This is a genomic window from Desulfatibacillum aliphaticivorans DSM 15576, from assembly GCF_000429905.1.
In the GTDB taxonomy this organism is placed as follows: domain Bacteria; phylum Desulfobacterota; class Desulfobacteria; order Desulfobacterales; family Desulfatibacillaceae; genus Desulfatibacillum; species Desulfatibacillum aliphaticivorans.
This window is the reverse complement of the sequence record NZ_AUCT01000020.1, coordinates 55,533-68,408: the sequence shown is the minus strand read 5'-3', so window position 1 is coordinate 68,408 and position 12,876 is coordinate 55,533. Positions and strand designations below refer to the sequence as shown.

Annotated in this window: 12 protein-coding genes; all 12 read left to right on the top strand. The window is 56.3% G+C overall.

Annotated elements, in window-relative coordinates:
- Nucleotides 1-7: 7 nt before the first annotated feature.
- Genes G491_RS0117290 through msbA form a run of 12 tightly spaced genes read left to right on the top strand, consistent with a single transcriptional unit; the run spans nt 8 to nt 12,875 of the window.
- Complete coding sequence (locus G491_RS0117290) at nt 8-1,255, top strand: lipoprotein-releasing ABC transporter permease subunit (protein ID WP_028315483.1); 1,248 nt, start codon at nt 8-10, stop codon at nt 1,253-1,255.
- The gene (locus G491_RS0117285; RefSeq protein WP_028315482.1) at nt 1,248-1,934 is read left to right on the top strand and encodes an ABC transporter ATP-binding protein; all 687 of its coding nucleotides are present in this window, start codon (nt 1,248-1,250) and stop codon (nt 1,932-1,934) included. The genes G491_RS0117290 and G491_RS0117285 overlap by 8 nt, the downstream gene beginning before the upstream one ends.
- A gap of 8 nt (nt 1,935-1,942) precedes the next feature.
- Entirely contained in the window at nt 1,943-4,600 is a 2,658-nt protein-coding gene (bamA, locus tag G491_RS0117280; protein ID WP_028315481.1) for an outer membrane protein assembly factor BamA, read from the top strand.
- Nucleotides 4,601-4,646: 46 nt separating this feature from the next.
- A complete protein-coding gene (locus G491_RS0117275) occupies nt 4,647-5,165 on the top strand; it encodes an OmpH/Skp family outer membrane protein (protein WP_012610919.1) in 519 nt (172 codons plus the stop codon).
- 4 nt (nt 5,166-5,169) lie between these two features.
- Entirely contained in the window at nt 5,170-6,201 is a 1,032-nt protein-coding gene (gene lpxD, locus G491_RS0117270; protein ID WP_028315480.1) for a UDP-3-O-(3-hydroxymyristoyl)glucosamine N-acyltransferase, read from the top strand.
- Nucleotides 6,198-6,638: a 3-hydroxyacyl-ACP dehydratase FabZ gene (gene fabZ, locus G491_RS0117265; protein ID WP_012610921.1), complete on the top strand. Its 441-nt coding sequence runs from the start codon at nt 6,198-6,200 to the stop codon at nt 6,636-6,638. The genes lpxD and fabZ overlap by 4 nt, the downstream gene beginning before the upstream one ends.
- A gap of 3 nt (nt 6,639-6,641) precedes the next feature.
- Nucleotides 6,642-7,430, top strand: a complete 789-nt coding sequence (gene lpxA, locus G491_RS0117260; RefSeq protein ID WP_012610922.1) for an acyl-ACP--UDP-N-acetylglucosamine O-acyltransferase — start codon at nt 6,642-6,644, stop codon at nt 7,428-7,430.
- A gap of 51 nt (nt 7,431-7,481) precedes the next feature.
- Complete coding sequence (locus G491_RS0117255) at nt 7,482-8,309, top strand: LpxI family protein (protein ID WP_028315479.1); 828 nt, start codon at nt 7,482-7,484, stop codon at nt 8,307-8,309.
- A 9-nt stretch (nt 8,310-8,318) separates the two neighbouring features.
- A complete protein-coding gene (locus G491_RS0117250; RefSeq protein ID WP_012610924.1) occupies nt 8,319-9,257 on the top strand; it encodes a Gfo/Idh/MocA family protein in 939 nt (312 codons plus the stop codon).
- A gap of 29 nt (nt 9,258-9,286) precedes the next feature.
- Nucleotides 9,287-10,435 carry a lipid-A-disaccharide synthase gene (gene lpxB / locus G491_RS0117245; protein WP_157468362.1) on the top strand — a complete coding sequence of 383 codons (1,149 nt, stop codon included), beginning with the start codon at nt 9,287-9,289 and terminating at the stop codon, nt 10,433-10,435.
- On the top strand, nt 10,432-11,118 hold the full coding sequence (locus tag G491_RS31280; protein ID WP_012610926.1) for a lysophospholipid acyltransferase family protein: 687 nt from the start codon (nt 10,432-10,434) through the stop codon (nt 11,116-11,118). Before lpxB ends, G491_RS31280 begins: the two co-directional genes overlap by 4 nt.
- Nucleotides 11,115-12,875, top strand: a complete 1,761-nt coding sequence (msbA, locus tag G491_RS0117235; RefSeq protein ID WP_028315477.1) for a lipid A export permease/ATP-binding protein MsbA — start codon at nt 11,115-11,117, stop codon at nt 12,873-12,875. The genes G491_RS31280 and msbA overlap by 4 nt, the downstream gene beginning before the upstream one ends.
- Nucleotide 12,876 lies beyond the last annotated feature (1 nt).

Genomic DNA, 12,876 nt, shown 5'->3' with positions numbered 1-12,876 from the left:
TTAGATTATGGCCTTTGAGCTATTTATCGGCGGCCGCTACCTGAGGGCCAAACGCAGGGAAGCCTTTGCGTCCTTAATCACGGTCCTGTCTTTGTGCGGGGTGGGCCTGGGGGTGACGGCCCTTATCGTCGTCATCGCCGTCATGACCGGCGCCGAAGCCCATATCAAGGAGCGCATTCTGGGCTCCACGCCCCATGTCATCGTCATGCCGGGCGGCATGGCCCAGGGCATGGGCGAATATATGGAAGCCAGGAAGGAAATTTTGCAGGTTCCCGGTGTCTTGGGAGCGGCGCCGTTCATCCAGAGCCAGGCCATGATCCGCAGCCGGCGCGGCGCGTCCGGCGCTTTGCTGCGGGGCGTCAACCCCGCATTGAGCAACGAGATATTTGACCTTAAAGATAAAGTGGAGCCGCCGGGGGCCTGGGACCGTCTGGTCCCGGATGAGGCCTCCAACCCGGAGGGACGCCCGGGGATTATTCTGGGCAAGGAAATGGCCAACAACCTGAACGTCATCCCCGGGGACGTAATTAGCATCATTTCCCCGTCCGGGACCTTGTCTCCCGTGGGCATGATGCCCACCATGCAGAGGCTGGAAGTGGTGGGCGTGTTTTCAGGCGGCATGTACGAGTACGACTCGACCCTGGCCTGGATGGACATGAAGCAGGCCCAGAAGTTTTTACGCATGGGCGATACCGTCTCCGGCATGGAAGTCCGGGTGAAGGACATATACAAGGCCGACAGGATTGCTTCGGAAATCACCGGCGCCCTGGGGCCCATGTTCTGGGCCACGGACTGGATGCGCATGAATAAAAACCTGTTCGAAGCCCTTAAGATGGAAAAAAGGGCCATGTTCGTGATTCTGATTTTGATCGTGCTGGTGGCGGCCTTCAATATTTCCACCACCCTGATCATGATGGTGACGGAAAAGCGCAAGGACATAGCCATCCTGAAAGCCATGGGCGCTACGAAACGCAGCATTTTAAAGATTTTTGTGCTAAACGGAATGTTCATTGGAATCGTTGGCACGGCCCTTGGCATAAGCATTGGGACGCTGCTATGCACAATCCTGGAAAAGTACCAGTTCATTAAATTGGACGGGTCTGTGTATTTGTTCGACCGCTTGCCGGTCAAAATGGAAATGTTCGACGTGCTGGTGATCTCCGGGGCGGCCTTGCTGATTTGCCTCTTGGCCACCCTTTATCCTGCATGGCGGGCTTCCCGCCTTGATCCTGTGGAGATCATCCGGTATGGTTGAGGTTCCGTGCATAGAAGCCAAGGGTCTGGTCCGGCGTTTCGCCGCGGACGATCATACGCTGACCATCCTGTCCGGCCTGGATTTTACGGCGCCGGCGGGCCAAAGCGTGGCTGTGGTGGGGGCTTCCGGCATTGGCAAGTCCACCCTGCTCCACATCCTGGGCGCCCTGGACAAGCCGGATTCGGGCGAACTCCATATTAACGGCCAGGACGTCTTTGCCATGCAGGACGCGCAGCTTTCCCGGTTTCGCAACAGGAATGTGGGCTTTGTCTTTCAGTTCCATCATTTGCTGCCCGGATTCACCGCTTTGGAAAACGCAGCCATGCCGGCGAGAATCAGCGGATTGAACGCCAAACAGGCGAAAGAGAAAGCCGAAGCCATGCTGGAGCGGGTCGGAATGAGCCATCGTCTGAACCACCGCATCGGAGAGCTTTCCGGCGGCGAGCAGCAAAGGGTGGCCGTGGCCAGAGCCCTGATCATGGATCCGCCTCTGTTGCTGGCGGACGAACCCACGGGAAACCTGGACGTCAAGACCGGCGCCCTGATCCACGAATTGCTGTGCGAATTGAACCAAGAGAAAAAGATGACCATGGTAGTGGTCACCCATAATATGCAACTGGCTGAAATGATGCAACGCCAAGTGACCGTTAGCGAAGGCAAGCTGATACTAGAGCAGTAGAGGTGATTATGAAAAAACCCCTGTTAGCCGCCCTGTTTCTCTGCATTCTGGCAACCCCTATGGTGTGGGCGGACTCCGCACCAAAAGTGGAAATCCTCCCCTTTTCCATCCATACCATGGAGAACCTGGGGTATCTGAGCACTCAGATTCCCAAGGAACTGGAAAAGAATCTGGACCGGGAAGGCGCTATAGCCTCGGTGGGCTCCGTAGCAGTCCCGGAAAAAACCGACCCCGCCCGCATGGATATTCAAGCCTTGAGGGAACTGGGTAGGAAGGCCTCGGCCGATTACCTGGTTTGGGGCAGCTTTTCCAAGGTGGGCAATCGTTACAGCCTGGACGCCAAAGTGCTGTCCACCTATGTGGAGTCGCCCATCAAAGCAGCCTATGTGGAAGGCTACGGCATGGAGACCCTCATGGGTAAGGTGGGCGAGCTGAGTAAAGACGTCGCCTCCAAGGTCCTGGGCCGCAAAACCGTTATGGACATCAAGGTTGTGGGCAACAGCCGTATTGAAAGCGACGCCATCATTGAGAAAATCAAGACCAAAAAGGGAGACATGTACTCCCCCGGCGCCATGGCCGACGACATCCGGGCTATTTTCGCCATGGGCTATTTTGAGGACATCCGCGTGGAATCCCAGGAAACCGCCGGCGGGGTGATCATCACCTTTACGGTCCTTGAAAAACCCACCCTCCACATGATCAAGCTGGCCGGCAACAAAAAAATCGAGGATGACGACATCCTGGCCGCCATGGACATCTCCCGCGGTTCGATCCTCAATATCCGCAGGATTGAGGATAACATCAATAAAATCAGGGAGCTGTACAAGGAGGAAAACTATCATAACGCGAAGGTCACTTACGAGATAACCCCTTATAAAGAGCATCTTTCCGACCTGGAAATCAAAATCGAGGAAGGAAAGAAAGTCATGATCAAGGAAATCGCTTTTGAAGGCAACGAGGCTTTTTCCGACAGAAAGCTCAAAAAGGTCATGAAAACCTCGGAAAAGGGATTCTTCTCCTGGATCACGGACTCCGGCGTACTGAACGCCGAAGACCTGAGGCAGGACAGCGCAAGGCTGAACCAGTTTTATCATAACCACGGCTATGTGGAAGCCAGCATCTCGGAGCCGGAAGTTCAGGTGGACGGGGAATCGATCCATATCCTGGTGAAAATCAAGGAAGGCGCCCAATACAAGGTGGGCCGCATCTCCTTGTCCACTCCGGAGGGCGAATCCCTGATTCTGCCCCAGGACGATATTTTGGAGCCCCTGCTCACCGGCAAGGAAACCGGCGAGGTTTTCAGCCGCGAAACCGTGCAGAAGGACATCCTGACCCTTTCGGACCTGTACATGGACCAGGGCTACGCCTACGCTGAAATCTACCCCGCCATTCGCCCGGACAGGGAAAGGCTTGAGGTGGACATCACCTTTAATATTACCAAAGGTCCGGAAGTATACTACGAAAAGATCATCATTACGGGCAACACGAAAACCCGTGAAAAAGTCATCCGCAGGGAACTGCCCATCCAGGAGCAGGCCTTATACAACGGCAGCCTGATGAAGCGCGGCGTGCGCAACCTGGTTCGCCTGGACTTTTTTGAAGACGTCAAGGTGGACACGGTCAAGGGCAGCGACGAAAACAAGATGATCCTTAAAATCAACGTGAAGGAAAAGCCCACAGGCGCCTTCATGTTCGGCGGCGGCTACAGCAACACGGACGACGCCTTCGGCATGGTCTCCATCGGCCAGAAAAACCTTTTCGGCCGCGGCCAGTCCCTGGACCTCAAGGCCCAGATGGGCGGCAGCTCCAGCAAGTTCTCCATGAGCTTCACCGAGCCCTGGCTTTTCGATTCCCGCTTGACAGCAGGCGCGGACCTCTATAATTGGACCAGGGACTATGACACCTACACCCGCGACCGGGTGGGCGGCACCCTCAGCCTGGGCTACCCCATCTGGGATTACACCCGGGCGTACGTGTCGTATGCTTACGACATATCCGACATTAACGACATCAGCATTTACGCCTCGGATCTTGTATGGGAGGTGGAAGGCGAAAACGTGGAGTCCAGCGTCAAGGGAACCATTGCCTACGACTCGAGAAACAAATCCTTTAACGCCACCAAGGGCTCTTATCATAAGGCCAGCGTCCAGTACGCAGGCGGCCCCATGGGAGGCGACCTTGCTTTCACCAAGTATGTAGCTGAATCCGGCTGGTTATTTCCCTTGTTTTGGGATACGGTATTTTTCGCCCACGGCAAAGCGGGCTTTGTGGAGGAAAATAAAAGCCACGGCTACCTGCCCACCTACGAACGCTTTTACCTGGGCGGAATCAACTCCATGCGCGGGTACACCTGGGAGGACCTGAGCCCCGAGGACGACGACGGCGCTTTAATCGGCGGCAACAAGTTCGTCCAGTTCAACCTGGAATATCACTTCCCCCTGGTCAAGGAAGCCGGCCTTATCGGCCTTGTGTTCTATGATACAGGCGATGTGTACAATAACGGAGAACTCGTGAACCTGCAAAAGCTGCGCGAAAGCTGGGGCTTTGGAATTCGCTGGTACTCTCCGGTCGGCCCCATTCGCCTGGAAAGGGGTTACATCATCGATCCTCAGGGAGACGAAGACTCTGACGGCCGCTGGGAGTTCACCATGGGCGGCGCTTTTTAGTTAGAAAAAAACGATGCAACGCAATTATAATTAAGGAGGCTGTTTGATGCGTACAAAATTAGCAATCTTGTCTTTACTTCTTGTCTTTGCAATGGGAATTCCCTGCGCTTTGGCCAACAAAATTGGAATCGTGGACGTCCAAAAAATTATGGAAACCTCCCAAATGGGTATGGACTATTCCAGTCAACTAAAGACTGAAACCGAGAAGAAAACGGCCGATCTGGAAGCGCGCCAAACCTCTCTCAACAACCTGAAGCAGCAATTGGAAAGCCAGGCCAAGTTCCTTAAAGACGAAGTCAAAGAAGAGAAAATGCGCCAGTTGCGCATTGAGTCGGGCGACTTCCAGGTTCTGCAGAAGAAATACCTGGATGAACTCAAGCAATTGGAATACACCCTGACCACCGGCCTCCACAAAGCCATCCTGGACGTGGTGGACGAAATCGCAAAAAAAGAGCAATATACGCTGATCATAGAACGTCAGGAAGGCGGGGTCATGTTCAACCTGGACGGCATGAACATCACGGACCAGGTTATCAAGGAAATCAACGCCAGGCACAAAAAATAAAGCCATGACTACTTACACCCTGGATTACCTGGCCGAGTATTTGGGAGGCGCCGTTCAGGGAGACCCGGCCCTGGAAATTTCGGGCGTCATGCCCTTTGAAGAGGCGGGGCCGGAGCATATCACCTGCGCGGTCAACGCCAAATATTTCAAGCGGCTGGCCGAAACCCGGGCGGGCGCCGTGATTGTTGCGGCCAACGCTCCGGATGCGGATCGAAACCTCCTTAGAGTGCAAAATCCCTACGCGTGTTTCGCCAGGGCCATCGCCCTGTACAATCCGCCGCCCAAGCCGGCCCCGGGCGTTCATCCCGGCGCTCATGTAGGCGAAAATTTTTCCAGCGGCGACAACTTTTCCGCCGCCCCCGGGGTTGTCATCGGCTCCGGCGTCGCCGTGGGCTCCAATGTGATCCTCATGCCCAATGTCGTGTTAGGCGATGGGGTGAAAATCGGCGACGACGTGACCCTATACCCCAACGTGACCATCCTGAATAACTGCCAAGTGGGCGACAGGACGATCATCCACGCGGGGACGGTAATCGGCGCGGACGGGTACGGGTTTGCGCCTGACGGGGGAAGATATGAAAAAATCCCCCAGATCGGAAACGTGCGTATAGGTGATGACGTGGAAATCGGCGCCAACAACACCATAGACAGGGCGACCTTTGGAACCACCTATATAGGCAATGGCGTCAAAACCGACAACCTGGTGCACGTGGGCCACAACGTCCAGGTGGGAGACAACGCCCTGCTGGTGGCCCAGGCCGGCATTTCAGGCAGCTCCAAGTTGGGCCGTCACGTGGTCATTGCCGGGCAGGCGGGAATCAGCGACCACATCACCATAGGCGACGATACCGTTATAGGCCCTCAGGCCGGCATCGCCAAGGACCTGGAAGGCGGACAGTTTATTTCAGGAAGTCCCGGCATCCCCCACAGGCTATGGCTGCGGGTGCAGCGGATCATCCCCCAATTGCCGGAATTGGCCAAGGAAATCAGAAATCTTGCCAAACGCATCAAAAACTTAGAGGATAAAATCTCATGACCTCGCTCTTTGACGTCCGGCAAATCATGGAAATCATCCCGCACAGGTATCCCTTTCTGCTTGTGGATAAAATCCTGGAGCTGGTTCCGGGGGAATATGTAAAAGGGTTGAAAAACGTTACCATTAACGAGCCGTTTTTCCAGGGGCATTTCCCCGGCGAACCCATCATGCCCGGCGTCTTGGTGTTGGAGGCCATGGCCCAAACAGCCGCAGTGCTGGCTTTTGAAACCCATCCGGAACGGGAGCGCGGGGAGCCGATTTACTTCCTGGGCATTGACAAAGTGCGTTTTCGCAAGCCGGTCCTCCCTGGGGACCAGATTATTTTTGAGCTTACGGACTACAAACAAAAAAGAAACATCATGAAGATGAAGGGAACAGCCACCATAGACGGCGAATTGGCCGTAGAGGCCGAACTCATGGCGGGCTGGGGAAAATAACTGATGATCCACGAGCAGGCTGTTGTTCATAAAAACGCTGAAATAGGCGCAAACGTCTCCATCGGACCGTTTACCGTAATCGGCAATAACGTAAAAATTGGAGACAACACCGTTATTGGCTCCATGGTGACCATTGACGAATTCACCACCATCGGGGCTGACTGCCGGATTTTTCATCACGCAGCCATTGGGGCCACGCCCCAATCCGTCAAATTCGCCGGAGAGGAGTCCCATGTAGTGATCGGCGACCGCTGCCTGGTGCGCGAGTTCGTGACCATCCATCGCGGGACCGGCTTCGGCGGCGGGCTCACCAAACTGGGGGACGACAACTTTTTGATGGCGTACACCCACATTGCCCACGACTGCATAACCGGCAAAGGCGTGCTTTTCTCCAACGCCGCCACCCTGGCCGGGCACGTTGAAATCGGCGATTACGCCTCCATCGGCGGTCTGGTGGCCATCCACCAGTTCACCCGCGTGGGCGACTACGCCTTTGTAGGCGGAAAATCCGCGGTGCCCAAGGATATTCCTCCGTACGTCCTGGCGGCGGGCGACCGGGCCAGGCTTCACGGCCTGAACAAGGTCGGTCTCAAGCGCCACGGCTTTACTCCCGAGGTGTTGGACGCCCTGAAAAAGGCTTACCGCATCATCTTTCGCATCGGCCTGACCATGAACGAGGCCATTGAACGCGTTAAGGCGGAAGTTCCTGATCTGCCGGAAGTTCAAACTTTCCTCCAATTCCTGGAATCCTCCAAGCGCGGGGTCACCCGGGGCAAGCCGGGCCGGGATTAACCGCCCCGGTCTTCCGGCGCGTGTGCCCCCCAAGCTGGGAGTCGCTTGATCATGTCAGAAAAATCATCCAATATAGGCATTGTAGCGGGGAACGGACAGTTCCCCTTGCTTTTCGCCCGGGCGGCCCGCAAGGCGGGCATGCAGGTGTACGCCGCAGCCCACACGAATGAAACCGAAGAGGATCTGGCCCAGGAAACGGACGGGATCCTGTGGGTGAAAATCGGCGAGCTGCAAAAAATCATGGATTTTTTCCTCCAAAACAACGTGACCAAAGCCGTTATGTTGGGAGGAATCACCAAAGCCAGGCTCATGACCGACTTCGCCCCCGACGCCCTGGCCCTGGAGGCCTTGGCCTCCATTGACGCCACCGGAGACGACATGGTGCTTCGGGCCGTGGCCCAGGCCGTGGAAAAGCACGGCATCCAGGTGATTGCAGCCACCAGCATTTTGCCTCATCTGCTGGCGCCCGAAGGCGTGTGGACTCAAAGGCAGCCCACGGAGCAGGAAGCGGCAGACATCAAACTGGGCCATGAACTGCTGCAGAAAATCGGCCCCCTGGATATCGGCCAGTGCCTGATACTCACGCGGGGAAGCGTTATTTGCGTGGAAGCCATTGAAGGCACGGACGCGGCCATTAAAAGAGCCGGAGAGCTTGAAGCCAGTAACGCCGTGGTGGTCAAAATGCCCAAGCCCAACCAGGACCACCGGTTCGACCTGCCGGCGGCAGGCGCCAAAACCATTGAAAACATGATACCCAACGGGTGCACGGCCCTGGCCCTGGCGGCCGGAGCCGCCGTTGTGTTCGACCGCGAGGCCATGGTTGACTTGGCGGATAGTCACAACATAGCCATCGTGGCGATAAATAATAATCAGGAGTAGACCTTTTTCATGGCCAAACTTAAAACAGCCGTCATCGGCGTGGGATATCTCGGCAAGTTTCACGCGCAAAAATACGCCGCGCACCCGGATGCTGAACTGGTGGGCGTGGTGGACTCGGACCGGGAAGCCGCCGACAGGGTCGCCAAAGACTGCGGGACGCAGGCTTTCTACGATTACCGGGACTTGCTGGGCAAGGTGAACGCCGTGAGCGTGGCCGTGCCCACGGGGCGTCATTTCCAAATCAGCAAGGATTTTCTGGAGCATGAAGCCGACGTTCTTATTGAAAAGCCCATGACCAACACCCTGGAAGAAGCGGACGCTTTGATCGACCTGTCCGAACACAAGGGCCTGATCATCCAGGTGGGGCATCTGGAGCGGTTCAACCCGGCCGTACTGGCTTTGGACGGCGTTGTCAAAAACCCCTTGTTCATTGAAGCGCAACGCATGTCGTCCTTCAAGCCCAGGGCTTTGAACGTCAGCGTGGTCCTGGACCTCATGATCCACGACATCGACATCATCCAAAGCCTGGCCGGCGCCCGTTTGCAAAACATCCGGTCCACCGGCGTTTCCGTGGTTTCCGAACATCTGGACGTGGCTAACGCCCGGTTGGAGTTTGAAAACGGATGCGTCGCCAGCGTGACGGCCAGCCGCATGTCCCAGAACGACATGCGCAAGCTCAGGATCTTTCAAAAGGACGCCTGCATTTCCGTGGATTTCGCCAATCGCCGGGTGGCTATAACCAAACCTGAGGACAAAGGCGAGGAAGGGCTGGGCCTTGGCGCGGAGGAGTCCACCTTTGAAACGGCCGACGCCCTGGCCGCGGAAATCGGAGCGTTTATTAACAGCTCCATCAAAAGAGAGGCGCCCCAGGTAACCGGCCAGGTCGGCCGGGACGCTCTGGCAACCGCCCTTACCATCATGGCCCAGGTCAAGCAGGATCAAAAATAACTGATTTTGTTCAAAGCGGGAAAATCGCCGTGCAGGAAACTGATACACAATGCGTAATGATTATCGCCGGAGAGGCGTCCGGAGACGTGCACGGCGCGCGTCTGGTTAAGGCCATGAAAGCCCGCAATCCCAATCTGTACTTTTGCGGCATCGGCGGCCAGGCCATGGAAAAAGAAGGCCTGCGCATTGTCGTGGACGCCAAAGAGCTTTCGGTGGTCGGAATTACGGAAATCCTGGAAAGGGCCGGAACCCTGCTCCACGGGGTCATGTTCGCCCGGGAAGTTGTGCGTCAGATAAAGCCCGACCTCCTGATCCTCATCGATTTTCCCGACTTCAACATGATGGTCGCCAAGACCGCCCGCAGCCTGGGAGTCAAAGTTCTCTATTACATCAGCCCGCAAATCTGGGCATGGCGGCAAAACCGGGTTAAAAAAATCAAAAAGCTGGTGGACCACATTGCCGTAATCCTGCCTTTTGAAAAGGAGTTTTACGACGCTCATAATGTGCCCGTCACTTATGTGGGCCATCCCCTGTTGGACCACGAAGGGGCGGACCGGGAGCCCACGGTAAAGCGCAATCCCAACCTCATAGGGCTGCTGCCGGGCTCTCGAAACCGGGAGGTCTCCAGCCTTTTGCCTGTCATGCTCCAGGCCGCCGCCATCATGCGGGAGCAGCGCCCCGGCCTGCAGTTTGTCCTGCCCATGGCGCCAACGGTGGACCCAAGCCTGGTGGAAAGCATCCTGGCCAGAATCATGGGAGAAGACGCTTCGTGGGTGGAAATCCGCCAAGGCCGGGCCAGGGAGGTTATGGAGCAAAGCCAACTGGTGATCGCCGCATCCGGCACCGTCACCCTGGAAGCGGCTCTTGCTCTGGCCCCTACGGTTATTGTTTACAGAATCTCCTCCATAAGCTATTTGGTCGCCAAGGCCGTGATCAAGGTGAAATACGTGGGCCTGGCCAATCTTATCGGCAAAAAGGAAATCATGCCGGAACTGATTCAGGATAAGGCTAATCCCGAGAACATCGCGGCACGGTCCCTGGAAATTATACTGGATCCCCGCAGGTTATCGGAGATCTACCGGGACCTGAAGGAAGTCCGCAAGCTCCTGGGCGGGCCCGGGGCTTCGGATAAAACCGCCTCCATCGCCCTGGAGCTTTTGGGAGAAAAATCCTCATGACCAAGGAATTCACGCCGGCAAGATCCAAAAAGCTCAAATGGAAAGCAGTGGGCGTCCTGGGCAAGACCATTATCGACGCTTTGTTCCTTTCCTGCCGCATCCGCGTCAAAGGGTACGAGCCCGTGCGCGCCATTGTGGAGAGCAAAAGGGATTTCATCCTGATTTTCTGGCATTCCAGAATTTTGATGGTCAGCTATTTGTTTAAAGGCTGGAACGCCGCTATCATGGTCAGCGCCTCCGAGGACGGCGAGTACATCGCCCAGGTCCTGGGGCGCCAGGGCCATGACTGCGTGCGGGGCTCCAGCACGCGGCACGGGGTGAAGGCTCTGCAGGGCATTGTCAAAAAAATGCAAAACGGCCAGCCCGCCGGCATTGTGCCGGACGGCCCCCAGGGGCCCAGGCAGGTTTTGCAGCCGGGCGCCATTTCCCTTGCCAGGAAAACCGGCGCGCCCATTATCCCCGTCACCTACTCGGCGACAAGCAGAAAGGTCTTCGCCAGTTGGGACCGTTTTATTTTGCCCAAGCCTTTCTCGGAAAACGTCGTCGTGTACGGCAAACCCATCATGGTTCCCCCTAAAATGTCGGACCAGGAGTTCGAGGCCAAACGGAGGGAAGCGCAAGACGAACTGAACCGCATCACCGCCCTGGCGGAAAAATTGTGCGGACACGAGGTGGATGAGTGAAGTCCCATGTAAAACGATTCCAGGTGCGCAACCGGCACAGGAGACTATACACCTTAATCAAGGAAAACTGGGGCCGTCTGGCCCTGGCCATGTTCGGCATGCTGCTCATGGCGGGCGCCAAAGGCGCCATCCCCTTGATGGTAAGGCCTGTGCTGGATGACATCTTTGTCAACAAAGACGAAAAAATGCTCTTGGTGATACCGGTCGCCGTGGTTGTGCTGTTTCTGATCCAGGGAATCGGCCGGTTCATGCAGGAGTACTTCATGACCTACGTGGGCCAGAAAATCATCAAGGATCTGCGCGACAGCCTGTATCATCACATCATGGAATTGCCCATTTCTTTTTTTCATGCGGAAAAAACAGGCGCGCTCATGAGCCGCATCACCTTTGACGTGAACATCATCAAGACCATGGTGTCCTCGGCGGTGACGGCGGCCCTGCGGGATTTTTTCACGGTCATCGCGCTTATAGGGGTCATATTCTATTTAGACTGGCAACTGGCCACAGGCGCCATTCTGATTCTGCCCATCGCCTACTATCCGGTGGTCTGGTTCGGCAAAAAGGTGCGCAAAGCCAGCACAGGCATTCAGGAAACCATGGGCGATCTTTCCGCGTTTTTACACGAAACCTTTGCCGGCAACAAAATCGTCAAGGCATTCGGCATGGAAAAGGCGGAAAAACAGAGGTTCTACCAAAAGACCGAAAGGGTGTTGCAATTGGAGATTCGCCAGGCCCTGGCCCGGAGCATGTCCTCGCCGGTCATGGAGTTTTTGGCGGGAGTGGGCATCGCCTTTATTATTTGGTACGGAGGCCACAAGGTCATACATAATCCGGCCTATACCCCGGGTATGTTCTTCGGCTTCATGACCGCCGTGCTGCTGCTTTACGACCCCGTGAAAAAGGTGGCCAACCTGAACAACGCCCTCCAGGAGGGCATGGCGGCCGTGGACCGGATATTTGACATCATCGAGAGAGAGCCGGACATCGTGGAGGCGAAAAACCCCGCGCCCCTGGCAAGGACCCCGCACACCCTGCGCTTTGAAAACGTGGGCTTTAAATACGAGTCCTCCATGGTGCTCCGGGGAATCAACCTGGAGATCAAGCCGGGCGAGGTCATCGCCCTGGTGGGCATGAGCGGCGGCGGCAAGACGACCCTGGTCAACCTGATTCCCCGGTTTTACGACGTGGTGGAAGGCGCCATCAAGATCGACGGCGTGGACATCCGAAAGGTAGCGCTATCCCGCCTGCGCCGGGAGATCGCCGTCGTCACCCAAGAGCCCATCCTGTTTAACAATACGGTGCGGAGCAACATCGCCTACGGCCAGCCCGAAGCCACCGACGACCAGATCCGCAAGGCCGCGGAAGCCGCCTATGCCTGGGATTTTATCCAGGGCTTTGACAAGGGCCTGGATACGACCATCGGCGAACTGGGAGCGAGATTGTCCGGCGGCGAAAAGCAGCGTATGTGCATCGCCCGGGCCATATTAAAGGACGCGCCTATCCTGATCCTGGACGAGGCTACCTCCGCCCTGGACACCGAGGCGGAAAGGGTGGTCCAGAAGGCCCTGGAAAACCTCATGGAAGGCAGGACCTGTTTTGTGATCGCCCATCGGCTTTCCACCATCATGCACGCGGACCGCATTTTGGTCATCGTGGACGGCCAGGTGGTGGAGGAAGGCGCCCACGCCGAACTTTTGGAGAAAAAAGGCGCCTATCACAAGCTCTACTCCATGCAGTTTCGCGAAGACAAAGTTTGAT